16 protein-coding genes are annotated in these 26181 nt (G+C 65.5%); 7 read left to right on the top strand and 9 right to left on the bottom strand.

The features are described from left to right. Positions 1 to 11 precede the first annotated feature (11 nt). On the bottom strand, positions 12 to 4967 hold the full coding sequence (locus EBB56_RS14360) for an Ig-like domain-containing protein (protein ID WP_185696449.1): 4956 nt from the start codon (positions 4965 to 4967) through the stop codon (positions 12 to 14). A gap of 708 nt (positions 4968 to 5675) precedes the next feature. Here EBB56_RS14360 and rraA point away from each other — a divergent pair. After that, positions 5676 to 6161: a ribonuclease E activity regulator RraA gene (gene rraA / locus EBB56_RS14355; RefSeq protein ID WP_045994927.1), complete on the top strand. Its 486-nt coding sequence runs from the start codon at positions 5676 to 5678 to the stop codon at positions 6159 to 6161. 141 nt (positions 6162 to 6302) lie between these two features. Further along, positions 6303 to 8177 carry a glycerophosphodiester phosphodiesterase family protein gene (locus EBB56_RS14350; RefSeq protein ID WP_124804670.1) on the top strand — a complete coding sequence of 625 codons (1875 nt, stop codon included), beginning with the start codon at positions 6303 to 6305 and terminating at the stop codon, positions 8175 to 8177. 70 nt (positions 8178 to 8247) lie between these two features. Here the strand turns inward: EBB56_RS14350 and EBB56_RS14345 are convergent, their stop codons facing one another. The 3 genes from EBB56_RS14345 to ppsA form a co-directional block, all read right to left on the bottom strand. Further along, positions 8248 to 10086 (bottom strand): gamma-glutamyltransferase family protein, encoded by a 1839-nt coding sequence (locus EBB56_RS14345; protein WP_124804669.1) that lies wholly within the window; start codon positions 10084 to 10086, stop codon positions 8248 to 8250. A 142-nt stretch (positions 10087 to 10228) separates the two neighbouring features. Continuing rightward, a complete protein-coding gene (locus EBB56_RS14340; RefSeq protein ID WP_124804668.1) occupies positions 10229 to 10780 on the bottom strand; it encodes a hypothetical protein in 552 nt (183 codons plus the stop codon). Positions 10781 to 10952: 172 nt separating this feature from the next. Continuing rightward, positions 10953 to 13325, bottom strand: coding sequence for a phosphoenolpyruvate synthase (gene ppsA / locus EBB56_RS14335; RefSeq protein ID WP_045994922.1), 2373 nt, complete (start codon positions 13323 to 13325; stop codon positions 10953 to 10955). Positions 13326 to 13742: 417 nt separating this feature from the next. On the opposite strand from ppsA, the gene EBB56_RS14330 reads away from it, so the two are divergent. The 5 genes from EBB56_RS14330 to EBB56_RS14310 all read left to right on the top strand — a co-directional run bounded on the left by EBB56_RS14330 (position 13743) and on the right by EBB56_RS14310 (position 19934). Then, on the top strand, positions 13743 to 14576 hold the full coding sequence (locus EBB56_RS14330) for a pyruvate, water dikinase regulatory protein (protein WP_045994921.1): 834 nt from the start codon (positions 13743 to 13745) through the stop codon (positions 14574 to 14576). A 278-nt stretch (positions 14577 to 14854) separates the two neighbouring features. Continuing rightward, on the top strand, positions 14855 to 16135 hold the full coding sequence (locus EBB56_RS14325) for an imelysin family protein (protein WP_045994920.1): 1281 nt from the start codon (positions 14855 to 14857) through the stop codon (positions 16133 to 16135). A 127-nt stretch (positions 16136 to 16262) separates the two neighbouring features. Beyond that, positions 16263 to 17693, top strand: a complete 1431-nt coding sequence (locus tag EBB56_RS14320; protein ID WP_045994919.1) for a di-heme oxidoredictase family protein — start codon at positions 16263 to 16265, stop codon at positions 17691 to 17693. Continuing rightward, positions 17690 to 18820, top strand: coding sequence for an imelysin family protein (locus tag EBB56_RS14315; protein WP_124804667.1), 1131 nt, complete (start codon positions 17690 to 17692; stop codon positions 18818 to 18820). The genes EBB56_RS14320 and EBB56_RS14315 overlap by 4 nt, the downstream gene beginning before the upstream one ends. Positions 18821 to 18824: 4 nt before the next feature. Next, entirely contained in the window at positions 18825 to 19934 is a 1110-nt protein-coding gene (locus EBB56_RS14310) for a DUF1513 domain-containing protein (RefSeq protein ID WP_240184140.1), read from the top strand. A gap of 130 nt (positions 19935 to 20064) precedes the next feature. Here the strand turns inward: EBB56_RS14310 and EBB56_RS14305 are convergent, their stop codons facing one another. The 5 genes from EBB56_RS14305 to EBB56_RS14285 form a co-directional block, all read right to left on the bottom strand. Then, positions 20065 to 21369 (bottom strand): CaiB/BaiF CoA-transferase family protein, encoded by a 1305-nt coding sequence (locus EBB56_RS14305; RefSeq protein WP_260425371.1) that lies wholly within the window; start codon positions 21367 to 21369, stop codon positions 20065 to 20067. Then, positions 21366 to 22547, bottom strand: coding sequence for an acyl-CoA dehydrogenase (locus EBB56_RS14300; RefSeq protein WP_045994918.1), 1182 nt, complete (start codon positions 22545 to 22547; stop codon positions 21366 to 21368). Before EBB56_RS14300 ends, EBB56_RS14305 begins: the two co-directional genes overlap by 4 nt. A gap of 137 nt (positions 22548 to 22684) precedes the next feature. Then, positions 22685 to 23593: a 3-hydroxyisobutyrate dehydrogenase gene (mmsB, locus tag EBB56_RS14295; protein ID WP_045994917.1), complete on the bottom strand. Its 909-nt coding sequence runs from the start codon at positions 23591 to 23593 to the stop codon at positions 22685 to 22687. A gap of 59 nt (positions 23594 to 23652) precedes the next feature. Then, entirely contained in the window at positions 23653 to 24780 is a 1128-nt protein-coding gene (locus EBB56_RS14290; protein ID WP_124804666.1) for an enoyl-CoA hydratase/isomerase family protein, read from the bottom strand. A gap of 49 nt (positions 24781 to 24829) precedes the next feature. Then, entirely contained in the window at positions 24830 to 25996 is a 1167-nt protein-coding gene (locus tag EBB56_RS14285) for an acyl-CoA dehydrogenase family protein (RefSeq protein WP_045992363.1), read from the bottom strand. Between the last annotated feature and the right edge of the window lie 185 nt (positions 25997 to 26181).

The raw sequence follows: 26181 nt of genomic DNA, 5'->3' as shown, positions 1-26181 counted from the left end.
CCTCGCCTGCTTTACTCGACCCTCAACTGACCATCGTCGAGCAGGTTCTGCAGGAAGGCGTCACCGTCTGCGCCCATCTGCACGCCCTGAAGCACAACGACCTGATCGGCGTTGGCACCTCCAGCCGCCAGGTTGCCTTCGCTGCTGATGGACAACAGGGTATCGTCCCCGTCCTGACTGGCCTGAAGGTAGTCCGCCAGATTGTCCTCGTCGGCGCCCTGAAGAAGATCGGCAAGATCGAGCCGGTCGGCCTCGGCCTCAACGCCATACTCACCGACGGTGAAGTCGGCCACGGTATCCTGCGCCGGTGACGTTGTGCTGCCCGCATCAGCGAACTCCCAGGCGAAGACATCGGCCCCGGCACCGCCGACCAACAGATCATCATCGGCACCGCCGATCAGCAGGTCGTCGCCGCCGCCACCGATCAGGATGTCATCACCGGCACCGCCGGACAGGCTGTCGTTGCCACCGTCAGGCCGATCCGCGATAGCCAGGGTCTCGACGTTGTCCCTGACGTAGTCGATGATCTGCTGATCCGTCGGCTCCGCCCCACCATTGACGCCCCACCTCAGGAACTCGACAAGGCCGAGATAACCCAAGCCGTCGTGTTCTCCCGCCTGGAAACTCTCGCCACTGTCGCCATCCACCCAGGACAGTCCATCGCTGTTGACGGTATCGCCGAACAGGACATCGTCTCCCTCGTTGCCTGCCAGGACATCATCGCCGAGCGCGGCCAACTCGGCCTGGCTGCCTCCGCCAAACAGGGCCGCTTCCAGTTCTTCGGCGGTATTGACCACCTCCACCTGCCCGGTCTCGAGAATGTCTCCATCGTCGAGCAGGCGCTGCTCCAGTCGGATCTGATCGATATCGAGACTGTCGTTGGTGCGGTTGCCGCTGTCGACCAGGAACCGGAGACGATACTCCCCCGACTCGAGAAAGCCGGTATCGACCGTCGTCCAGTTCGGGGCGTAGGTCAGTGAACTGCTGGCGTACTCCTGCCATTGGCCACCTTCGCGCACCTCGACCACATAACCCATCGAATCGTTCGACTGACTGAACACACTGGTGCTGTAGCGAAACAGCAGCGAGGTGTACAGCTGGTCATCGGGATCGTCATCGACGAAGAAAGAGGTACTGACCACTTCCGCCGCCTGGTCGTCATTGGCGTTGTCCCTGATCCGCAACTTGCCCCCGAACTGGGCCGCCACCGTGTTGGCGCCGGAGACCTTGGTCCAGGTCTCCACCCTCAGCGCGTCCGTCGAACCGCGCGTGAAATTGGCAAGCCTGACACCATCGACCACGGTGCCCTGGTAAGACAGCGCCCCGGTTCCCGACACATCCGTATTGTCGAAAAACTCGAGAACATCTTCCCTGGTCGCGTCACCGATGCCCACCGCTCGCACGCTACTTAGCGCGGCCAGCTCGGTATAGGCGTCGGCGGCCTCCTTGATGGCGGTGGCGTCGATCGCTGTGGCGCTCACCGTGCGTCCAGCATCATCCGTGTAGTGTGTGGGCCCACCATCGGTCAGGATGAAGCTCAGGTCCTCGAAGTCAGCGAATTGGGGATCGGCGTCCTGCGCCGCCAGCCACCCAGATGCAGTGCGAATGCCGGCTTCCAGATTGGTGCCGCCCTCCGCCCTGAAACCGTCGATGAAGCTCACCACATTGGCGATATCGTCAGCGCTGTTGAGGTCGATGACGATATGATCGACGGCATTGGTGCCAAAATCGACGATCTGCAGGTTGATCTGGCCGTCATGGGCCACCAGGTCGGTCAACAGGTTCTTGAGCGCCGCCTGAACCAGCTCGAGTCGACTCAGGCCTGGCGTCCCCGACGGCACCACCATGCTGCCGGTGGTATCGACAATCAGCGAAATGTTGTAGTTGGTGGCCGGCGTCAGCACCGCCTCCAGGCCACCTCGATCACCGATCAGCACGTCGCCACCGGCCCCTGTCGCTTCGTTATCGTCGTCGTTGTCCCCCACCACCAGTTCGTCCGCAGGACCTTCGACGCTGACCGTCGCTTCGGCCTCGGCGCTATCCCCATCGTTGTCGGTCAGGGTGTAATCGATCACCGCCTGCCCGCCAAAGGTCGGGTTGGGGACGAAGGTCAGCGATCCGTCGGTGTTCACGCTTACCGTACCGACGCTGTCTCCTCCACGCACCGCAGCCGCCGTCACGCTTGCGCCATCGGCACCCGCTTGATCATTGTCGAGCACCTCGATGACCACCGGCGCGCCGCCGCTCGCGCTTGCCGCGTCGTCCGCCGCCAGCGGCGAATCGTCGTCGACCACGACATTCAAGCTGCCCTGGGCTTCGTCGCCGTCACTATCGCTGACGACGTAGTTCAGGGTCAGATCAATGTCATCCTCGGAGCCAGGGTCGCTGTGGTCCAGCGGACCGGCCAGGGTGACCTGATAGGCACCCGTGAGCAGATTGGTCAGTACCGCCGTCAAGACGACACTGCCGCCTGCGCTGCCCACCAGCTGGCGACCATCGCCGCTGACCGAGAACATGACCGGCGAGCCCCCGGAGGTCAGCCCACTCGGACTCGGGGCCAACCAGCGGAAGTCGCCGGCGCCATCCGTGCCGGCATCGTAGCCAAGTACTCCGGCCACCTGAGTCGCTTCACCCGCGACATCGTCGATACCCCCCGCGATACCTCCCGCCAGGCCATCTTCGTCGACCACTGCCACGGGCACGTCATCACCACTCGGCGTCGTCGGGGTACCGTCGGCGTCCACGATGATCGTCCACTCGGCAAAGCGAGGGTCGCCATCGCCGTCGGTCAGGGTGTAACGCACGGTGGCCACACCACTCTGGCCGGGGTCGGGGGTAAAGGTCAGGGTGCCATCCTGGTTGAGCACTACCGAGCCGGTAACCTCGCTGTCTCCCACCACATTGGCGGCTGTCACGCGGCCACCATCGGCGCCGACGGCATCATTGGCCAGCACGTCCAGGGTCACCGCAGCACCATTGTCGGATACCGAGCTGTCATCCTCGGTCTCTGCGGTGTCGTCATCGATGAGCAGCTCGAGCTGCCCCTGAGCGGTGTCACCGTCGGCGTCGGTGACCGTGTAGGACAGACCAAGGAAGATATTGTCCTCGCTGAACGGCCGCAGATGATCGATGGGCCGATGCAGAACGGCGCGAGCCACGTCCGAACCGTCTTCCAGTCTCACCGTGATGACACTCTCGCCGGCCTCGTTGCGGCCGATCAGGCCACGCCCCCCATCGACCACCTCAAAGCTCACCTCGCTACCCTGGGAGGTGAGGCCATCGAGATCGCTGCGAGGATTGTCGTCGGTAGGGCTCTGGGGGCCGGCGGTCAGCGCGATGTCCGCACTCCAGGTGAAGCCGCCTCCCGCCGCCGGCCCATCGGCACCAAAGTCAATCTGGAGATCCCTCACGGCACTGATCGGCTCACCGACCACGTCGCCATTGCCACCGGCATTGCCACCGGGCAATCCATCCTCATCGAGCACGATGCGATGCACATCACTGGTCACCGGCTTGCCATCGGTGTCCTCGACCTTGACGTTCCAGTGGCCGACCATCGGGTCTCCGTCGCAGTCCAGCACCTTGTACTTGATGCGGGCGGTGCCGCTGAAATCGTCAGCGGGGGTGAAGGTCAGCGTCTGGTCGTCATTGATCACCACCTGCCCCTGGCCCGATACCACTTCGGCACTGACCAGGTGCCCCAGGTCGGCGCCCGGGCTGTCATTGGCCAGCACATCCGCGTTCACCGACTCGCCGGACCCGGCGCTGGAATAGTCGTCGACGACCACTGGGGTGTCGTCGTCGATGGTGACCGCCAGATAGCCCTTGGCCTCGCTGCCATCGGCATCCTTCACCACGTAGCCGAGCGACAGATCGATGTCGTCCTCGGTGCCGGTGGCGAAGTGATCCAGCGGGCGCAGCAGGGACACCGTCACCAGATCCGAGTCATCTGCCCGCACCACCGTGAACACGGCCTCGCCGCTCACCTCGTCACGGCCGGTCAGGCTGAGGCCGTCGGCCGACACCTCGTAGACGACGGCGCTGCCCTGGCTCTGCAGATTGGTCGGCAGGCCGTCCGTGGTCCAGTAGAAGGCCCCGCTGGCGGCAGGTCCATCGGCACCAAAGTCAAAGCCAAGCCGCGCGCTGGCGCTGGTGGCCTCACCGGCCACGTCCTCAGGGCCTCCGGGGTTGCCCCCAGCCAGGCCGTCCTCGTCGAGCACCACCGAAGGAGACCGGGTGTAGGGATCGTCATCGCTCGTCGGCGTCGTGGGGACATTGGCGTCGGTGATCTCTACGGTGACCTTCGCCCGTCCGCGGTCACCATCGTTATCGATGGGCCTGAGGGTGAACTCGAGCTCCGGATGGGTGGTCTGGTCGAGCCCGTCCTTGGCCTCGAACTCCCAGCTACCGTCGGAGTTCACGATCAGGGTGCCCACCGACAACTCGATGGGTGTGTCCAGGCGATAGAAGCCGCTCTCCTCCGACACGTAGACGCGCATTTCACGCAGACCATCGGCGCCAGCATTGACCGACCAGGTGCCGCGCGCCACCTCCCCTTCGGCCACCGAACTCGGTGCCGTGGCGGTGGCATCGGGCACGTCATCCTTGACGAAGATCCGCAGATTGTCGGTCTGCGTCCCTTGGCTTCCGCCGTTCACTTCCACCTTGAACGGATCGTTGATGCCCTCGTCGCCGCGCCCCTGGGAACGGTGATCGTCAGAGTTGTCGGTCAACTGGTAGTCCCAGCGATAGTTGCCCTGGTCGTCCACCGCCACCGTCAGGGTGCCAAAGTCACCGCTGAGGCTGCCGCCACCGGTCAGGTCGACACCGTTGACGACAAAGCCCTCGATCTGTCCTCCTGGCGGCCGTTCATAGACGCCCCCTACCGAGGTCGCAACGGTACCCGCCCGGGTGCCGTCATCCAGCCCCGCCTCATCCACCCTGAAATCACTGCTCTGGTTCGCCATGACGCCATCCCCTGTGTCGATGCCAAGAAGGAAAGACGCCGGGTCCGCGGCTTGCACGATCAACGCACGACTGGAGCTTGGCCGAGTGACGCCTTTCACCTGGCCAAAGATATGCGGACGGCTGGCATTGCGACGGCCGAACTTGGTCATCGCCGATGGCTTATGCGGAAATCGGCAATGGCCTCAAGATCCCCTTATCCGCAACGGATCTTTGGATTCGAGGGGCGAGCCTGGCCACACCGCTATCGCGCTGGCGCCTCCGGCTTCCCCCGTGGCTTGCAGCGCTGCATAGTACCGGCCTTGCACGACCGACCCTCGGCCCGGCCCGCTATCGATTCGCCAGCACCACGAAAGATCAGCGCCGGTCTGATGCCGGAATCATGAGAGGAACTCACCAACAGCGAACGGAGGCCAACGACATGCACTCGCACTCGGGTGCCAGGCAAATCATCGTACCTTCAGTGGAAAAAGATCAGGCGGATTGCCAGGGCGTTTCGCCAAGGCATCGATCACATCTCTGGGCTGAACGTGGACAAGCCGGTGAAACGACGCCACTTTTCAACGACCGATTTGACGACTCGCGCACAATTTATCAGAGATCACCGAAATCCATTCCCACGCTCGACCTCCTCAGCCCGTCATCCCCCGGGGGCTGGATAACATCGACACCTGTGGCATCATGCCAGGACTAGCCACGGAGACGCTCCAATGACCCAGATTGTCACGCCCGATATCTGCGACGCCTACCCAGAGGTGGCGGTGTGCGACCCGATCTTCGTCAACTACGGGGGCCAGGAGGCCTTCTTCGGCCCGGTGAAAACGGTCAAGTGCTTCGAAGACAACTCGCTGGTCAAGCAGGCGGTCGCCGAACCAGGAGACGGCGCAGTGCTGGTGGTGGACGCAGGCGGGTCAACCCGCTGCGCCATGCTCGGCGACATGCTCGCGGAACAGGCGGCCGGCAATGGCTGGGCCGGGGTGATCATGTATGGCTGCGTGCGCGACGTGGACATCCTGGCGGAGACCGATCTGGGCATCCAGGCCCTCGGCGCCCACCCACGCAAGAGCGAGAAGCGCGGCGAAGGCCAGCGTGATGTCCCCGTCGCCTTCGCCGGTGTCGACTTCGCACCGGGCCAATGGGTCTACGCCGACAACAACGGCATTCTGGTCGCCGAGTCCCGCCTCGAACTCGATTGACGGGCCATCGCTCTTCCTTGGTCCACCGACCGTCGGGGGTCCTGTGACCCCCACCACTGACGCCATCGCTCACTCGGTGGGTCCTCGGCGCGCAGCGCCCCCTGCTCCTGCTACCCACGTCCAACGGCACACTTTAGACTCATGACGCTTGCCAGGGATGTCTACACCAGCCTGCATGACCACCTGCGTCCTCTGCTGGCCTACCATCTGCTGTTCACGTTGTTCGCCTCGGCTGCACTGCTGCCGGCCATGGGCTGGCTGCTGGCCGGCTGGCTTTCCCGGGTTGGCCGCCCCCTGGTCACCACGGTGGATGCGGTCGAGCTGCTGCTGTCGCCGCTCGGCTTCAGCTGGATCCTCGCCTTTGCCGTCATCCTGCTGACGCTGCTTTACCTGCAGCAGGCCGGGATGATGCTGGTGGCGGTGGAGCGCCAGGGCTCCCACGCGCGCCAGGCCTTGATCGCCCTGTGGCAGAGTCTGCATCGTCTTCCCAGGCTGTTGGGCCTCGCCAGCCTGCAGGTGTCGATTCACCTGCTGGCCCTGACCCTCGTCGCCGCCTGTGCCAGCCTGGTCCACGATTCCCTGCTCGGTCACCTGGATCCCTACTATGTGCGGCGGGTGCGCCCACCGGCCTTCTGGCTCTACACCTCGACCCTGCTTCCGCTGGTCGGACTCTGGGCCGCGCTGGCGGCGCGACTCTACATCCGATGGTGGCTGGCGCTGCCCTGCGTGGTACTGGAGGGTCTCTCGCCTGTCGCAGCGATGCGCCGCAGCTACCAGTTGACCCGGCACCGCCAGGGAGGACTTGCGCGGGTCATCTTTTCGATGCTGGCGGTACTGCTGGTGCTGCCGTCGGCGGTGTCGATCGCCTTCAGCGCCTGGGTCGCCCCCCTCTTGTCGACACTGCCCGAGATCGGCGCGGTGGTCATCACGACCATGTTGCTGGTGGTCACCGCCGCGACCCTGCTGACGCTCAGTGTCGCCTTCGCGGTGATCGTGCTCAACGCCCTGCTGGCGACCTGCCTGTACCTGCGCCGCGCCCATCGCCTGCCGCGCCCCGATCCTCCACCGGCTGACGCCCACCCGGGGCGGTTGGCCTGGGCGGTGGAGGTCGGCATCCTGGTATTCGCTGTCTCCCAGGCGTGGCTGATGGTGGAGCGACAGGAGCTCAATGACGAGGTCGAGGTGATCGCCCACCGGGGTAGTTCGGAGGTAGCGCCGGAGAACAGCCTGTCGGCCATCCGCCAGGCCCTGGAAGACGGCGCCGATCAGATCGAGATCGATGTGCGCCTGAGTGCCGACGGCAGCGTGGTGCTGAGCCACGATGCCACGCTGCAGCGTCTTGCGGGAGACCCGCGGCGGGTCACCGACCTGAACTGGCAGGAGTTGGCAACGCTGGATGTGGGATCAGGCTTCGGTCATGCCTTCGCCGGCGAACGCCTGGCCAGGCTCGACCAGGCTTTGGCTGCGGTGCGTGGCCGCGCCAACCTGATCATCGAGCTCAAGCCAAGCCGTGGACAGGAACAGGCGCTGATCGAGGCGGTCGTGGCAGAGCTCGACGCCGAACGCCGCTGGCGCCTGCACTGCCGAGATCAGGCAGAAGACCGCCTGGCGCGCATGATCTGTGGCGATCCCAGGCTATTCGAGACCACTTGGCTTGCGTCCTTGTCGTACCGTCAGATCCACCTGATCGACGCCCAGGAGCCTCGCGCCAGAACACTGCTGCTGGCAGAGTGGGCCCTGCCCGGCAGCCTGCCGCAGCGTCGCTTCGACGGGCTCGGCCTGCGCAACAGCCAGATCGACGATGATCAACTGCGACGCGCCCACCTCAACCAGACGCCGCTCTACGCCTGGACGGTCAACGATCCTGGCCGCATGGCCAGACTTATCGACATGGGCGTGGACGGCATCATCACCGACCGCCCTGAAAGACTCAGCGCGCTGCTGCGCGAACGACGCAGGATGAGCGACGCCGAGCTACTGCTGACCAAGCTGCGCCACTGGCTGGCCGACGACTGAACGAAGAACCCCCGCCCCGGCGGTAGCCGGGAGCGGGGGCAACATCAGTCCGCGGAGCGAATGGCGCGCCTCAGTCGCCCATCACGACGCCTTCACGGCGGGGGTCGGCACCCCCATAGAAGCCGTCTTCGGTGACCTTCAGCGCCTGCAGACCGCTGGTCAACTCGCGAGTCTCGACCTCGTGGCCAAGCCCCCGCAGATCGCTCAGCGTGGCCTCGGGGAAGCGGCCCTGCTCCAGATAGACGGTGCCACCGGTGGTGATCGCATGGGGCAGATCGAGCGCCTGCTGGGCGTCCACACCACGCGTAAGCATGGCATCCAGCGTCTGGGCGGTGTAGTGGATGATCGCGGCGCCTCCGGGAGACCCGAGACTCGCTACCAGCTCGCCGCTCTCACGCTCGAACACCAGCGTCGGACTCATGCTCGAACGCGGCCGCTTGCCGGGCTGCACCCGGTTGGCGATCGGTGTGCCCTGCTCATCTGTCGGGGTAAAGGAAAAGTCGGTCAACTCATTGTTGAGCAGATAGCCGCCATCAAGCTCACCGCCACCGTTGGCCATGATGCGCGAACCAAACGCCTGCTCGATGCTCGAGGTCATGGCGACCGCCTGGCCCCGGGGGTCGACGATGCTGATATGGCTGGTGCCGTGCTCGGGCTGCTGGGGCTGAGAGGCGTAGGCGGTCTCCAGCGAACCGGGGTTGCCGGGGCGCGCCTCGCCGCTACCCATGCTCTGCTGCTTGATCAGCTCGGCGCGCTTGGCCAGATAGTCCGGTGCCAGCAGCGTGTTCCAGTCACCGCCGGGGGGTTCGACGAAATCGCTGTCACCGATATAGCGGCCGCGATCGGCAAAGGCCAGGCGCGAGGCCTCGAGAAACGGATGCAGCCAATCCACCGTGGGCACGCCCTCGTGGATGGCGGTCTCGATCTCCGGCAAGGCCTCCATCATGCCGAGTATCTGCATCACGGTCAGGTGTCCCGACGAGGGTGGCGGGAAACCGCAGACCTCCCAGTCACGCCAGGGGGTACACAGCGGCTCACGCTCGAGTGCTGCGTAACCCGCCATGTCCTCGAGACTCAGGGTACCGGGCAGCTCCGGGTGATTCCGCACCCGGGACACCAGATCCTCGGCAAACTCGCCGGTGTGCAACGCAGAGCTGCCCTCCTCGGCCACCTTGGTCAGAATCGCCGCCAGGGCGGGATTGCGCAAGGTCGCTCCCACCTCGAGCGGCTCGCCCTGGTCATCGAAGAAGTAGGCCCCGGCGATCTCGTCCTCGGCAAGGCTTGGCGTCGACACCAGGCTCTGATGCAGACGCGGGCTGATCTCGAAACCTTCCGTGGCCAGGGTGATGGCCGGCGCAAACAGTGACTTCCACGGCAGCTCGCCGTATTCGTCGTGCGCCAGCTCCAGCATCCTCAAGGTACCGGGCACCCCCACCGAACGCCCGCTCTCGACGGCGGTCATGAAGTCGATCGGATCGCCGTCGGCATTCAGAAACAGGGACTCGTCGGCGCCCAATGGGGCCTTTTCACGGCCATCGAAGGCGTGGACCTCTTCCCCGTCGAACAGCATCAGAAAGGAACCACCGCCGATGCCGCTGGACTGGGGTTCCACCAGCGTCAGTACCATCTGCACCGCGATGGCGGCATCGATGGCCGAGCCTCCGGCCTTGATCACCTGATAGCCGGCGTCGGTGACCAGAGGGTTCGCCGCCGCCACCGCAAAGGACGAGGTCGACCAGCCGGGCTTCTCCTGGTAGCCGGAACTCGATTCCGGCGAGATGTCCGGACGGGCGTATTCAAACCCCTCCTGGGCAAGGGCCGGTGTCGTCAGCAGGCCGGCCAGCAGCAGATTGCCGCAAACGATGGAAGACGCCAGACGCGCCAACCGTGGCGAAGTACGCGATGTCATCACCGCTCCTTTTGTGATGAGTAATACGGGAGAGTCTTTATTGCTTGATTCAGCATAGGCCCTGAGCGTCGAGACGGCACGCAGGCTCGCTGTCATGTGCGTGTTTCACCGGCCGCCTTTACCGCCGACGAGCAGCGCTGATTTATTGCCGGCGCTCGTAGCGATCCAGGCGCCAGCGGCAGAACCGCGAGACCAGTGCCAGCGCCAGCAGTGCCACGGCGGTCACACCGAGCACCGACACCAACTGGTGATAACCCTCAGGGGTGCTTTCGGCCCTGGCCGCCATGCCCTTCTCGGCCAGGCGTACCACACCGTATATCAACGCCATCAGCAGGCCCAGCGGCAGCGCCGAGCCAAGGCGTGACAGGCCCCGAGTCAATGCCCAGGGAGGCGTAGGCTCCTTGTTCTTGACCGCCTTTGCCGGAGCAGCCTTGCCCCGTGAGGCCCTGGGTTCCTGCCTGGGTTCTGACTTGGCCTGGGCCTTGTTCGCGGCCTTGCTCGAGGCCCTGGTCGGGGAATCGCTGCGACTGCGGGCCCTGGGTCCTGGCTTCGCCTTTTGTGTTGCCGTGCCCGATGACTGACGCCCCCCTGGCAGCAGCCGCCCGAGAGTCCAGCGCCCCAGCGACCAGCAGGCCCAGCCCAGGCACACCCCGATGGACAGCAGCACGCTGCCCATGACCAACAGATACGCCATCACAAGATCCTGAAAAGAAAAGCTTCCCATGGTGCCAAGTTAGCGGGCACTTGGGGAGCCCCTCGAGGCGATTGAGCGAGTTTCGCACACCCGCACAACGCAACGACGCCGCGGAAGGTCCGCGGCGTCGACAGGCGGGCGATCGCGTCGCCGTCTCACAGCATGGTGATACTCAGCCGATGGTCTCGCCGGCCAGCATGAACCAGGTCTCCAGCACCGCGTCAGGGTTCAGTGACACCGAATCGATGCCCTGCTCCATCAGCCACTTGGCCAGTTCCGGATGATCAGACGGCCCCTGGCCGCAGATCCCGACGTACTTGCCCTTGGCCTTGCAGGCCTGGATCGCCATGGCCAGCAGCTTCTTGACCGCCGGGTTCCGCTCATCGAACAGGTGCGCGACGATACCGGAGTCGCGATCGAGACCGAGGGTCAACTGGGTCAGATCGTTGGAACCAATGGAGAAACCGTCGAAGTACTCGAGGAACTCATCGGCGAGCAGGGCGTTGGCCGGCAGCTCGCACATCATGATGACCTTGAGCCCGTTGTCGCCGCGCTTGAGGCCATTGGCCGCCAGCAGGTCGACCACTTCACTGGCTTCTTCGGTGGTACGCACGAAGGGAATCATCAGCTCGACGTTGTCGAGGCCCATCTCGTCGCGCACCCGCTTCATCGCCCGACACTCAAGCTCGAAGCACGGCCGGAAGTTCTCGGAGATGTAGCGCGAGGCGCCGCGGAAACCGAGCATCGGGTTCTCTTCACCGGGCTCGTAGAGCTTGCCGCCGATCAGGTTCTCGTACTCGTTGGACTTGAAGTCCGACATTCGCACGATGACCCGCTCCGGATAGAAGGCCGCCGCCAGGGTCGAGATACCCTCGACCAGCTTGTCGACGTAGAAGCTGACCGGATCGTCGTAGCCGGCGATACGCAGATCGATGGTCTGCTGCAGTTCGCTGGGCAGGGTGTCGTATTCCAGCAGCGCCTTGGGGTGAACGCCGATCATGCGGTTGATGATGAACTCCAGACGCGCCAGGCCAACACCGGCGTTGGGCAGGGTGGAGAAGCTGAAGGCGCGATCCGGGTTGCCCACGTTCATCATGATCTTGAACGGGATGTCCGGCATGGCATCGACGCTGGTGACGTTGCGGTCGAACTCCAGCAGACCATCGTAGACGTGGCCGGCATCGCCCTCGGCGCAGGACACGGTGACTTCACGGCCATCGCGCAGCACGTCGGTGGCGTCACCACAGCCCACCACCGCCGGGATACCCAGTTCGCGGGCGATGATCGCCGCGTGACAGGTGCGCCCGCCACGGTTGGTGACGATGGCAGAAGCGCGCTTCATGATCGGTTCCCAGTCCGGGTCGGTCATGTCGGTGACCAGCACGTCCCCGGCGTTGACCTTGTCCATCTCGTCCGGGCTGAGGATGACCTTGACCGCACCGCGACCGATGCGCTGACCGATGGCGCGACCGGTGACCAGGGTGCGCCCCTTCTCCTTGAGCTGGAAGCGCTCAAGCGAGCCGCCCTCCTGCTGGGACACCACGGTCTCGGGACGCGCCTGAACGATGTAGAGCTTTTGATCGTCACCGTCCAGTGCCCATTCGATGTCCATGGGACGGCCGTAGTGCTCTTCGATGGTCATCGCCTGACGCGCCAGCGCCATCACCTGTTCGTCGTTGATGCTGAAACGGCCACGATCGGACAGCGGCACATCCACGGTCTCCACCGACTTGCCGGCGCTGGCATCACCGGTGTAGACCATCTTGATCAGCTTGGAGCCGAGGTTACGCCGCAGCACCGCCGGGCGGCCTGCCGCCAGGGTGGTCTTGTGGACGTAGAACTCGTCAGGGTTCACCGCGCCCTGCACCACGGTCTCGCCGAGGCCCCACGACGAGGTCACGAACACCGCATCACGGAAGCCGGACTCGGTGTCCAGGGTGAACATCACGCCGCTGGCCCCGGTCTCGGAGCGCACCATCTTCTGCACGCCGGCGGACAGCGCCACGTTCTCGTGGGCATAGCCACGGTGCACCCGGTAGGAAATCGCGCGGTCGTTGAACAAGGAGGCGAACACCTCGTGCACCGCCCGCTTGATGTTGTCGTAGCCTTCGATATTGAGGAAGGTTTCCTGCTGGCCGGCGAAGGACGCGTCAGGAAGATCCTCGGCGGTAGCGGAGCTGCGCACCGCCACCTTGAGGTTGGGATGCTTGCCGAGCATCAGCTCGTAGGCTTCACGCAGAGCGGCCTCGAAGGCCGGCGGCAGCGGGGTATCGATGACCCACTGGCGAATCTTGCTGCCGGCCTCGGCAAGGGCATTGACGTCATCGACGTCGAGACGCGCAAGCTCCTGGTTGATTCGATCGTTGAGCCCCTCGTGGGAGAGAAACTCGCGATAGGCTTCGGCGGTGGTGGCGAAACCGCCAGGCACCGTGACGCCGGCGCCGGACAGGTTGGAAATCATCTCGCCCAGGGAAGCATTCTTGCCCCCGACTCGCTCGACGTCGTTCATGCCCAGCTGATCAAACCACAGAATGTACTTGTCCACGTGACCCCCTTGGATGTCGACGACCTCGTCCGTGACGCGCCGTCATGACTGGATGCTGGCGACTCTATCAGCGCCTCGCCATATTCGCCATTGGTCTAAGAGCGAAGTCACTGGAGGATTTTTACAACACCCGGGGGAAATCGACGATTCCTGTAGTCAGCGCCCTGACGCCGCTATCGAGGTCTCCGCCAGGGCGCGCAAATCATGACGTCGGATGCTGGCGTCAAAGTATCTGAAAGGCGCGCGAATGCTTGGCTCGGCCCCGCCGCCAGGACTTTTTTCAGAGGCTGATCGAAAGCCAGCCTATCTTGTAGTCGGGGACGCCTGTGCCGCCTTAGGTTTACTTTGGAACAGCGACAACTTGTCTCACCGCAGCGGTAAACGGACAATGCCATCACTGTCTTCAAGGGAATCGTCATGACCCGAACCGCCTTCTTCATTTCCGACGGCACCGGCATCACCGCCGAGAGCCTGGGCCGCAGCCTGCTGGCCCAGTTCGAGAACGTCGACATCCGCAAGCTGACCAAGCCCTACATCGACACCATCGAGAAGGCGCGCTCGCTGGTCAGCATCATCGAGGCCACCGCCGTGCGCGACGGCGTGCAGCCGATCATCATCGACACCATCGTCGACGAGAAGATCCGCGCGGTGATTCGCCAGGCACCGGGCTTCAAGGTCGACATCTTCTCGACCTTCCTCGAGCCGCTGGAGCGCGAGCTGGACACCCACTCCTCCTACAGCGTCGGGCGTACCCACGCCATCTCCAGCGACGATGTCTATATGGACCGCATCCACTCGGTACACTTCGCCCTCGACAACGACGACGGCGCCCGTACCCACCAGTACGACCAGGCGGATGTCATCCTGGTCGGGGTGTCACGCTGCGGCAAGACGCCGACCTCGCTGTACCTGGCGCTGCAGTTCGGGGTGCGCGCGGCCAACTATCCGCTGACCGAAGACGACCAGGACGACAGCGGCACCCTGAAGCTGCCGCCGGTACTGGCCAAGCAGCGCCACAAGCTGTTCGGCCTGACCATCGACCCGCGCAGGCTTGCCGCCATCCGCCACGAACGTCGCCCCAACAGCCGCTACAGCAGCATGGACCAGTGCATGCAGGAGGTCGCCCAGGCCGAATCCATGTTCCGCCAGCTGCATATCCCCTTTATCGATGCCACCCGCTTCTCGGTGGAGGAAATCTCCACCCGCATGATCGCCGAGACCGGCATCAACCGCCGCTTCTCACCGCGCTGACGCCCGCCTGCGTCCGCCGGTCCATGGCGGGAAGGAGCCTCCTTTCCGCCATCTCCCGGTCGAGTCGCTGCCCCTGCTCGGCTGCACCGCAGCGCAGGGTCCGTGGGCTTGGGCATAGGGCTGAGTCACCAGGCTCCGGACCGTTCCAGCGCACCCAGCGACTTGCAATGATAGTCAATCTCGTTACTATTTATTTCCGTATTGGACTCCCCGGCGCAGCCATCCCTTACCTGTCGTCGCCGCGCAAGAATAACCGCCCTGAGAAAAGGTAACGCCCCATGATCTCCCGTCTCGTCCGCCGTCCCCTGGCGCTTGCCATTGCCGCCAGTGCCCTTGTCGTGTCTAGCCACGTCGCCGCCGAAGACGTTACCGCCAAGGCGGTGGTGAGCCACTACACCGATCTCGCCCACACCACCTATAGCGACGCACTGAAGACGGCCAAGGCGCTGGACGAGGCCATCGACAGCCTGCTGGCCGCGCCGACCCCCGAGACCCTGGCCGCGGCCAAGAAGGCCTGGCGTGAAGCGCGGGTACCCTACCAGCAGAGTGAAGTCTTCCGCTTCGGCAACGCCATCGTCGACGACTGGGAAGGCCAGCTCAACGCCTGGCCGCTGGACGAAGGCATGATCGACTACGTCGCTCAGGACGGCTACCAGCACGAGCTGGGCAACGCCGGCGCTACCGCCAACATCATTGCCTCCGAGCGCATCAACGTCGGCGGCGAAGAGATCGACGTCAGTACCCTGAGCCCGGAGCTGCTGGCCGAGCTCAACGAGATCGGCGGCTCCGAGGCCAACGTGGCCACCGGCTACCACGCCATCGAGTTTCTGCTGTGGGGCCAGGATCAGCACGGCTACGAGGCCGGCGCCGGCGAACGCCCCGCCAGCGACTTCGCCCAGGGCGAAGACTGCAGCAACGGCCACTGCGACCGCCGCCGGGCCTATCTGAAGGCAGCCAGTCAGCTGTTGATCAACGATCTGGAATGGATGGTCGCCCAGTGGGCGCCGGTAGACGGCGACAACTACCGCAGCGAACTGACCGCGCAACCGGCTGAAGAAGGCCTGCGCCGCATCCTCTTCGGCATGGGCTCACTGTCACTGGGGGAGCTCGCCGGTGAGCGCATGAAGGTCGCGCTGGAGGCCAACTCCTACGAGGACGAGCACGACTGCTTCAGCGACAACACTCATAACTCGCACTACTACAACGGTCAGGGCATCCAGAACGTCTACACCGGCAGCTACCAGCGCATCGACGGCACCACCCTGGAAGGCCCGGGCGTGGAAGCCCTGCTGGCCCAGCGCGACAGCGAGCTGGCCCAGACCCTGGAGCAGCAGATCGAGGCCTCCATGGACGCGCTCGGCACCCTCAAGGAGACCGCCGAGCGCAGCGACTCGCCGATGACCTTCGACATGATGATCGCACCGAGCAATGACCAGGGCGCCGCCATCGTCAACGATGCCATCCTGGCGCTGGTCACCCAGACCGGCTCCATCGAGCAGGCCGCAGGCGAACTGGGTGTCACCTCGCTGCAGCCCGACGACGCCGGTCATACTTTCTGACCCCGTCACTGGCCCCCGCTTGATCCAGATCAGGTGATAACGCCTTGGCGGATGATGCAATGAGAGTCATTCGCCCCAAGAAGCCGCACGGCCCGCGTGCGGCTCACCTGTTTCAAGGAAACGCCTGATGCGTCAATTTCCGTCGCTCCCCCCTGCTCTGTCAGCGTTGCTGGCGGCCCTCGTCATCAGCGCGCCGGTCAGCGCAAACGACGAGCCAGCCGGCGAGCCGCCCATCCAGAACGACCCACGCTCGGGTGGCGAAGGCTCGGTCAGCCAGTTCGACCACAACGCCTACTCGCTGCCCCTTGGCAACATGAGCATGACCAAGCGCCTTGACTTCAGCGTCGGCAACAGCTTTTTCCGCAACCCCTGGGTGGTGGCACCGGCCAGCACCGATGCCCGTGACGGCCTCGGACCACTGATCAACACCAACAGCTGCCAGGGCTGCCATATCAAGGACGGCCGCGGTCACCCTCCGGCCCCTGGCGAGGCGCCGGTGTCACTGTTCCTGCGCCTGTCGCTGCCCGCCGAAAGCGACGAGGATCATGACATCGTACGGCGCACCGGCGCCGTTCCGGTGCCCCACTACGGGCGCCAGCTTCAGACCGCGGCGATTCCCGGCGCCACGCCGGAAGCCGACATGGTACGCACCCTCGAGGATCGCGAGATCAGCTTCGACGACGGACACCGCGTGGTGCTCACGGCGCCCGTCTATTCCATCGAGAACCCCGCCTACGGGGAGTTGCCCGAGAATCTGCTGACCTCCCCCCGGGTCGCCCCGCCGATGATCGGCCTGGGCCTGCTCGAGGTGGTCGACGAGGCGCAGATCCTGGCCTGGGCGGATGAGCAGGACGTCGACGGCGATGGCATCTCGGGCCGGCCAAACCGGGTGTGGGACGTGCGCCAGCAGACCACCGTGCTGGGACGGTTCGGCTGGAAGGCCGGTGAGCCCACGGTGGAGCAGCAGAGCCTGCACGCCTTTGCCGGCGACATGGGCCTGACCTCGCGCCTGGCCGCGAACACCGACTGCATGCCGGGCCAGGGCTGCGAGGACTTCCCCGATGGCGGCGATCCCGAAGTCAGCGACGAGGTCGCCGACTTCATCACCTTTTACGCCTCGAGCCTGGCCGTACCCGAGCGACGCGACATGGATTCGCCAGACGTCCAGTCCGGCGCCCGTCACTTCAACACCCTGGGTTGCGCCAGCTGTCATCGCCCGTCGCTGACCACGCCGGAAGACACCGAGCGCGCCGAATTGGCCGGACAGACCCTGTGGGCCTACACCGACATGCTGCTGCACGACATGGGCGAGGGCCTCGCCGACGGTCGCCCCGAGTACCAGGCCGACGGTAATGAGTGGCGCACCCCGCCGCTGTGGGGTCTCGGCCTGGCCCAGAGCGTCAATCCCCAGGCTGGCTTCCTGCACGACGGACGGGCTCGCACCCTGGAAGAAGCGATCCTGTGGCACGCCGGTGAAGCTGACGCTTCACGAGATGCCTACAAGGCGCTCGAGGCCCACGAGCGCCAACAACTACTGGACTTCCTGAACTCCCTATGACGACTTCTCCACGACACTCGGGCAGCGCCCTGGCAGCCGCCCTGCTGCTGGCGACCGCCGGCTTGACGCTGGGTGGGCCCGGGACGGCCCTGGCCCAGGGGTCCTCTGACACCAACACTGACGCCAGCGCTGACACTGCGCACGATGCAGAGAACGAAAGCACCCCGCGCAGCGTCTGGCATCACGATATCGGGCTTGGCTATCGGCAACTGGCGAGCCGGACTCAGGCACTGGCCGAACGCCTGAAGGCGAGCTGCGGCGAGGCCGAGGCTGACCGCCCGGCGCTGCGCAGTGAGTGGCTTGCGGCCTACCAGGCCTGGCAAGCGGTGCGCTTTGTCGACTTTGGGCCGATCGAGGTGGACAGCCGTGCCTGGCAGCTCCAGTTCTGGCCCGACGCCAAGAATCTTGTGGGCACCCGCGTCGGCGCCAGGCTACGCCAGGACGCCCCCGTCAGCGCCGATGACATCGCCGAGGCCGGTGTTGCCGAGCAGGGCTTCCCGGCGCTGGAAGTGCTGCTCTACGACGACGTCATGGCCAGCCGCTCGCTGGGCGACCCCCTGCCCTGCGCCCTGGCTGGGGCCATCGGCAGCCACCTGGTCGCCGTCAGCGACGCCGTGGTTGCCGACTGGCAGGCCTTTGCGCCGCACTACCTGGCCACCGACAGCTACAACGAGGCGACCCTGCACGGTGCGATGCAGTCTCTCGAGATTCTGGAGGACAAGCGCCTCGGCGAGCCGCTCGGCTTGATGGGCGCCGCGCCCAATGCCTATCGCGCAGAGGCCTGGCGCAGTGGCCAGTCGGTGGCCCTGGCGGCCGCCAGCCTGGCGGGTCTCCAGCAGTACTTCGAGCCGGGCCTTGCGACCTGGCTGGACCAGGCCGGCCATGCCGAGCTGGGCGACGCCTTTGCTCGCCAGCTGGAGGACACGCTCGATCAGGCCGAGGCGATCGACACCGGTATCGTCGACGCGCTGGACGAACATGCCGATGGCGATTCCAGCTCCCCGGCTGCACAACAAGAACTGGCGACCCTCTATCTGGAGGTGGCCCAGCTGCGGGCGCTGCTCGATGATCAGATCGCCCCCGCCCTGGGGGTGGTCAAGGGCTTCAATTCCAGCGACGGAGACTGACCCGGTGGCGTCACTTCCTTCTCTGTCGCGGCGGCGCCTGCTCAAGGCGTCGCTGCTGGGACTGGCCGCCACCGGCCTGCCGGCCAGTCTGTGGGCGCTGGACGATGATGGCCGCCGGCAGTGGTACTTCAGCGCGGTGGACGACAGCGACGGTGGACACCACCTGGCAGGGCTGCGCCGCAACGGCGCTGGTCACTTTCTGCTGCCGAGCCCGGAGCGCTGCCACGGCGGCTGCCTCAGACCGGGCCGCGACGAGGTGGTACTGTTCGCTCGACGGCCAGGCCAACGCTTCCATGTGCTCGACGCCAGGCGCCAGGCATCGACACTCGAGATCAGCGCAGGACAGGGCCGGCACTTCTACGGCCACGGCGTGTTCGACCCGAGTGGACGCTGGCTCTACGTCACCGCCAATCGCATCGACGACGCCATGGGGCTAGTTCAGGTGCACGACGCCGAGCAAGGCTACCGGCATGTGGGCGACCACCTTCTCGACGGCATCGGTCCCCACGAGGTCGGCCTGATGCCCGATGGCGAGACCCTGGTGGTGGCGCTGGGCGGTATCCGCACCCATCCCGACAGCGGGCGGGCCAAGCTCAACCTCTCGGACATGGACCCCGCCCTGCTGCTGCTCGATCGCCATAGCGGCGAGATCCTCGAACGCCATCGGCCATCCCACCACCAGCTGAGCTGTCGCCATCTGGACATCGCCCCCGACGGCACCGTCGTCGCCGGCTACCAGTTCCAGGGCCCCGAGTGGGAGACCGACCACCCGCTGATCGCCAGGCGCGCGCCGGACGGCAGCTTCAGCGAGCAGGTGCTGCCTTCGCCCCTGCAAGGGAGTCTGGCCCAGTACACCGCCAGCGTGGCGACCAGCCAGGTGCGCCCGAGTGCGGCGATTTCCGCTCCACGGGGCAACAAGGTGCTGGTGCTGGGCAGGAACAGCGGCGAGCTGCTGGCACAGTTCGATATCGAGGACGCGGCAGGTGTTCGCTGCGACGGCGCCGGAGGCTATCTGGTCACCACCGGCGGTGGCGAGGTCCACCGTATCGACGATGGCGGCCGCCATCACCAACTGGCCGCCTTGCCGCTACGCTGGGACAACCATCTGACCTGATCACCACCCGCGGGTTATCGGCCATCGGGCCGTCGACCAGGGCATCGACCCTGGCATCGACGACCGCGCCAACAACACGGCCAGGCCCCTTCGGGCCTGGCCGTTGTGCACTCGGGTGTTGCTGGGGGGCTTAGCGGATGATGCCTTCCCTGCGCAGCCGCTCGATGTCCGCTGAAGACAGCCCCATCTCGGTCAGCACCCTGTCGCTGTGCTCTCCAAGGCGCGGGGGCGCGGACTCTGCGGTGGCACTGGCCCCATCGAAGCGCAGCGGGTTGGCGACCTGGGGTACGCCGTCGATCTCTCGGGCCATGCCACGGTGACGCACCTGAGGATCGGCGAACACTTCCGGCAAGGTATGGATGGGCCCCGCCGGTATTCCCCGGGCCTCGCATTCGGCGAGCCAGTGATCGCGCTCGCCGCCGCTCAGAATGCCCTGGATCAAGGCCACCAGATCCTGGCGATGGGCGACCCGTCCTTCGTTGGTGGCGTAGTCGCCTTCGGCCCATTCGGGGTGCCCGAGCAACTCAGCCAGGCGGGCGAACTGGGCGTCGTTGCCCACGGTGAGCACCAGATGACCATCGCGGCAGGCGAACGCCTGGTAGGGCACGATATTCGGATGAGCATTGCCGAAGCGCTGCGGTGCCACACCGCTGACCAGGGTGTTGAGCGCCTGGTTGGCCAGGGTCGCCACCTGAACGTCGAGCAGCGCCAGGTCCACGTGGCTGCCCTCACCGGTCTCGCGCCGGCGATGCAATGCCGCCAGCACCCCCACGGTGGCGTAAAGCCCGGTCATCACGTCGGTGATCGCCACTCCGGTCTTCATCGGCATGCCATCGGCGTCGCCGGTCAGACTCATCAAGCCGCCCATGGCCTGAATCATGAAGTCGTAGCCTGCCCGGTGGGCGTAGGGTCCGGTCTGGCCAAAGCCGGTGATGGAACACACCACCAGCGCCGGATTGATCTCTCGCAGCGAGGCAGCGTCGAGGCCATAGCGAGCGAGCCCGCCGACCTTGAAATTCTCGAGCACGATGTCGGCGCCCTTGGCCAACGCCTTGATCAGGCGCTGGCCATCCGCGCTTGCGATGTCCACCGCCAGCGACTGCTTGGCACGATTGGCACAGAGGTAATAGGCGGCCTGGCGTTCGACCGCATCACCGTCGATCGGCTCGCCCTGATGCCAGGGCGGCCCCCAACCGCGAGTGTCATCGCCACGACCGGGGTGCTCGATCTTGATCACCCGAGCGCCGAGGTCGCCGAGCAGCTGGCCGCACCAGGGGCCGGCCAGCACCCGCGACATGTCCAGCACGGTAACCCCCTCGAGCGGCCTGGCGGCGCTGGCAGCTTGCGCGCTCTTGCCTGGACCGCTACCGCCTGCCGTATTGCCGGCGCCGGCCTCCGCTGAGCTGTCTGCCTGGTGCATGGCGGTGTCACTCACCCGGTGAAGGCCTGCAGGCCGGTCTGGGCACGCCCGAGGATCAGGGCATGCACATCGTGGGTGCCTTCGTAGGTGTTGACCGCCTCGAGGTTCATGACGTGACGGATGACGTGGTACTCGTCGCTGATGCCGTTGCCGCCGTGCATGTCCCGGGCGACCCGGGCGATATCCAGCGCCTTGCCACAGTTGTTGCGCTTGATCAGCGAAATCGCCTCGGGCACCAGTTGGCCGTCGTCGATCATCCGCCCCACCCGCAGCGACGCCTGCAGGCCCAGGGCGATCTCGGTCTGCATGTCGGCGAGCTTCTTCTGGATCAGCTGATTGGCGGCCAGCGGACGGCCGAACTGCTTGCGCTCCATGGTGTAGTCACGAGCGGCGTGCCAGCAGGCCTCGGCGGCGCCCATGGCACCCCAGCTGATGCCATAGCGGGCGCGGTTGAGACAGGAGAAAGGCCCCTTCAGGCCCTGCACGCCAGGCAGGCGCTGGTCGTCGGAGACCTCGACGTCCTGGATCGCGATCTGGCCGGTGATGGAGGCGCGCAGGCTGAACTTGCCCTCGATCTTGGGCGCGCTGAGACCAGGCATGCCCTTCTCGAGCACGAAGCCGCGGACCACCCCCTCCTCGTCCCGCGCCCAGACCACGAAGACGTCGGCGATCGGTGAGTTGGTGATCCAGGTCTTGGTGCCGTTCAGGCGCCAGCCGGAGTCGGTGCGATAGGCCCGGGTCGACATGCTGCCGGGATCGGAGCCGTGGTCCGGCTCGGTAAGACCGAAGCAGCCCACCCACTCACCGCTGGCAAGCTTCGGCAGGTAGCGATCGCGCTGAGCGTCGCTGCCGAAGGCGTGGATCGGGTACATGACCAGGCTCGACTGCACGCTCATGGCGCTGCGATAGCCGGAATCGACCCGCTCGACCTCACGGGCGATCAGACCGTAGCTGACGTAGTTCATGCCGGCGCAGCCGTAGCCATCGATGGTGGCGCCGAGCAGTCCAAGCTCCCCCATCTCGTTCATGATCTCGCGATCGAAGCGCTCGTGACGGTTGGCCTCGAGCACCCGGGGAAGCAGCTTTTCCTGGCAGTAGTCGTGGGCGGTCTGCTGGACCATACGCTCTTCCTCGTCGAGTTGATCGACGAGGCGGAAGGGATCTTCCCAGGTAACGGGGGTGATGCTGGTCATGGCGGGGGCTCCAGAATTTCTACATTTTCCACAAATGTAGACCTAATGGTCGGTCTTGCCAACCCCCACCTTGGTCGAGCGATGACGAATCACGGGCCTCGACGTCGAACGACGAGGCCCGAACGTCGTCAGCCCGGCTATTGGCCGGACGACTCGCCGGCCCGGTACAGGGACTGGATGCTGGAAAAATCCAGACCGCCGTTGCCCTGGGCGCTGTGCAGTGCGAACAGGTTGCGCGCCTGGGAACCCATCGGCACGCTGGCGCGGGACTCAAGCGCCAGCTCCCAGGCAAGCCCCAGGTCCTTGGCCATCAGGTCGGTCAAGAAGCCGCCCTGATAGTCACGTGAGGCGGCGGAACCCTCCATCACCCCGGGCCAGGGGTTGTAGACGTTCAATGCCCAGTTGCCGCCGCTGCTCTGCTTCATGATCTCCGACAGCACGGCCGGATCCATGCCGTTCTTGACCCCCAGAGACAGCGCCTCGGCGGTACCGCTCATCAGGATGCCAAGCAGCATGTTGTTGCAGATCTTGGCTACCTGGCCGCTGCCGCTTGGGCCTGCGTGGAACAGGTTCTTGCCCATGGCCTCGAGTACCGGACGGGCCTGCTCGTAGGCGTCGGCGTCGCCACCGACGATAAAGGTCAGGGTGCCCGCCTTGGCGCCCCCGATGCCGCCGGACACCGGCGCATCGAGGTAGGCCAGGCCACGCTTGGCGGCCTCGCCCGCCACCAGCCGGGCATCGTCCGGCGAAATGGTGGAGGCATCGAGCAGCAAGGGCCGCGACGAAAGCTGGTCAAGCAGTCCCTCGGCGCCGTCACGGCCGAGGTACAGCGCCTTGACGTGCGCCCCCGCCGGCAGCATCGAGACCACCACCTCGGCGCCTTCGGCGGCCTCCAGGGCGGAACTCGCCCGACTCGCGCCCTGCTCTTCAAGCGTCGCCATGGCCGACTCGACCAGGTCGAAGACCCGCACCTGGTGGCCCGCGCCGACCAGATTGGCGGCCATCGGCGCGCCCATGTTGCCAAGGCCGATAAAGGCGATTTGCATAAGATGTCTCCTGGCTATCTAACGAATTGTGATTGTTGTGCTGGCGCGTTTCGCGGCGATCAAAGGTCGTCGAGTGGCCCGGGACCGTTGCCCCAGGGGGCACCGAACATCGCCGCCAGATCGGCGCTGCCTACGCTTGCGACGTCTCGATGACGCCACTGCGGTGACTTGTCCTTGTCGATCAACAGCGCGCGCACTCCCTCGGCGAAGTCGCCCAGCACGTTGCACTGGATCGACACCACCAGCTCGTCGCGGAAGGCGTCGGCCAGCGAGGAGTGGCGATGTCGCTCGAGCATCCGCCAGGCCAGGTGCGCGGTCAGTGGACAGCCTTTCTCGAGTCGTGCGCGATTAGCCGAAAGCCAGTCATCGTCGCGATCATCGCCCAGGATGGCAGCCACGGCGTCCTCCACGCGGCCCTTGAGGGTCAGCGAGGTGATGTGATCCAGATGGGGCCAGACCTGCGCCTCGGGGGCCTTCTCCGGCGCCTCGAATTCACCGAGTACGTCGCACACCAGCGCCTCGGCGTCATCCACGTGGCCGGGGGCGAAGTGGCAGTCGCAGAGTCGCGCGAGCAGCTCGTCGCGCCGCTCGCGCGGCACGAAACGATCCGCCATGCCCAGGTCAAGGGCGTCCCTGGCGTTGATGCTGGCACCGGTCAGGCCCAGGTAGAGCCCGACCCCCGGCGGCATCTTGTTGAGAAACCAGCTGGCCCCGATATCCGGATACAGACCGATGGTGATCTCCGGCATGGCGATCCGAGTGGTCTCGGTCACCAGACGATGCCGACCACCGGCGGTCAGGCCGAGCCCACCGCCCATGACGATGCCGTCTGCCCACACCAGCAACGGCTTGGGATAGGTATGCAGCCGATAGTCGAGGCGATACTCGGCGGAAAAGTAGTGGCTGGCATAGCTGCCGACACCGCGCCCGGCCTCCTGCTCGCGCTTGAGCTCTCGCACCAGCGCCACCACATCGCCACCGGCGCAGAAGGCCTTGTCCCCCTCACCGTCAAGCCATACCGCGTGAACATCGGGGTCCTGGGCCCACTCCTCGAGTTTTTCGTCGAGCAGCTCGATCATCTCGAGCGACAAGGCGTTCAAGGCCTTGGGCGCGTTCAGGGTGGCGATACCGATGCAACCGCCGCCGGCCGCCGGGCGGCGTTCGAATCTGACCAGGTCGTGACTCATTGTTTGGCTCCTTGCACTCTTTTCCATGCGCTGTCTGTTCAACCCAACGTCACTGCAGCGATTCGACCACGCCGTCGGCGAGCAGGCGACGACCGACGATCAGGCGCATGATCTCGTTGGTCCCCTCGAGAATCTGGTGCACCCGGGTATCGCGGACCAGGCGCTCCAGCGGGTACTCACGAATGTAACCGTAGCCCCCGTGGAGTTGCAGTGCCTCGTTGCAGACCTTGAAGCCGACGTCCGTGGCAAAGCGCTTGGCCATGGCGCAGTGGGCGGTCGCCTCGGGATCGCCCTGATCCAGCCGCCAGGCGGCCTGGCGCACCATCAGACGGGCCGCCATCAATTCCGTGGCCATGTCGGCGAGACGGAACTGCAGCGCCTGAAAGGACGACAGCTCGCGACCGAACTGCTTGCGCTCGCCGAGGTAGTCGCGCGCCAGGGTCAGCGCATGCTGGGCCGCCCCCAGCGAACAGCTGGCGATATTGAGACGGCCACCGTCCAGCCCCTTCATGGCAAACCGGAACCCCTCGCCCTCTTCACCCAGACGATGGTCGGCGGTCACCCGCACACCATCGAAGCTGACCAGCCGAGTCGGCTGGCTCTTCCAGCCCATCTTGTCCTCGTTCTTGCCATAGCTGACGCCCTCGGCGTCCGCCGGTACTACAAAGGCCGAGACGCCACGGGCGCCGCTGTCCGGCTCACCGGTGCGCGCCATCACCACCAGCACCTCGGTGGAACCGGCACCGGAGATAAACATCTTGGCCCCATCGATGACATAATCATCACCGTCTCGCACGGCCTTGGTACGCAGATTGGCGGCATCCGAACCGGCACCGGGTTCGGTTAGGCAATAGGAACCGAGCCACTCACCACTGACCATGGCCTCGACGTAGCGATCACGGACGCCGTCGGTGGCCCAGTTGGCAATCATCCAGGTGACCATGTTGTGGATGGTCAGGTAGGCGGTAGTGGCGATACAGCCCTGCGACAGCTGCTCGAAGATCAGCGACGCATCCAGGCGCGAGAGCCCCAGACCGCCGTGTTCTTCCGGGGTATAGATCCCCAGAAAGCCCGCTTCGCCGGCGCGCCGGATGACGTCCAGCGGAAAGTGCGACGTGGCGTCCCACTCGGCGGCGTGATCCTTGAGTTCGACTCGGGCAAAGTCGGCGGCGGCGTCGACCAGGGCCTTCTGATCGTCGGTAAGGGAAAAGTCCATGGTGGCATCCTCATGTTCAAGACGTCGATGGCGAGCCAGACAGCGAGTCGGACAGCGAACCGTTCGGCTGGCCATTCAGCCGGCCGGGCGGCTTCCCCGCCATGCAATGGGACCCAACCTAGCACTTGCTCGGTTTTCGACCTATCAACCCATAGTCGTACACGTCGCTGCGGCCCTGAATACCG

The organism is Halomonas sp. YLB-10, from assembly GCF_003856855.1.
Classification (GTDB): Bacteria; Pseudomonadota; Gammaproteobacteria; order Pseudomonadales; family Halomonadaceae; genus Halomonas; species Halomonas litopenaei.
Note: the sequence above shows the minus strand (reverse complement) of the source record. Positions and strands in the feature narration are given on the sequence as shown.

Coding starts and splice junctions, on each gene's coding strand:
- EBB56_RS14360 (WP_185696449.1), bottom strand. CDS start 4,967: ATGGCGAACCAGAGCAGTGATTTCAGGGTGGATGAGGCGGGGCTGGAT.
- rraA (WP_045994927.1), top strand. CDS start 5,676: ATGACCCAGATTGTCACGCCCGATATCTGCGACGCCTACCCAGAGGTG.
- EBB56_RS14350 (WP_124804670.1), top strand. CDS start 6,303: ATGACGCTTGCCAGGGATGTCTACACCAGCCTGCATGACCACCTGCGT.
- EBB56_RS14345 (WP_124804669.1), bottom strand. CDS start 10,086: ATGACATCGCGTACTTCGCCACGGTTGGCGCGTCTGGCGTCTTCCATC.
- EBB56_RS14340 (WP_124804668.1), bottom strand. CDS start 10,780: ATGGCGTATCTGTTGGTCATGGGCAGCGTGCTGCTGTCCATCGGGGTG.
- EBB56_RS14330 (WP_045994921.1), top strand. CDS start 13,743: ATGACCCGAACCGCCTTCTTCATTTCCGACGGCACCGGCATCACCGCC.
- EBB56_RS14325 (WP_045994920.1), top strand. CDS start 14,855: ATGATCTCCCGTCTCGTCCGCCGTCCCCTGGCGCTTGCCATTGCCGCC.
- EBB56_RS14320 (WP_045994919.1), top strand. CDS start 16,263: ATGCGTCAATTTCCGTCGCTCCCCCCTGCTCTGTCAGCGTTGCTGGCG.
- EBB56_RS14315 (WP_124804667.1), top strand. CDS start 17,690: ATGACGACTTCTCCACGACACTCGGGCAGCGCCCTGGCAGCCGCCCTG.
- EBB56_RS14300 (WP_045994918.1), bottom strand. CDS start 22,547: ATGACCAGCATCACCCCCGTTACCTGGGAAGATCCCTTCCGCCTCGTC.
- mmsB (WP_045994917.1), bottom strand. CDS start 23,593: ATGCAAATCGCCTTTATCGGCCTTGGCAACATGGGCGCGCCGATGGCC.
- EBB56_RS14290 (WP_124804666.1), bottom strand. CDS start 24,780: ATGAGTCACGACCTGGTCAGATTCGAACGCCGCCCGGCGGCCGGCGGC.
- EBB56_RS14285 (WP_045992363.1), bottom strand. CDS start 25,996: ATGGACTTTTCCCTTACCGACGATCAGAAGGCCCTGGTCGACGCCGCC.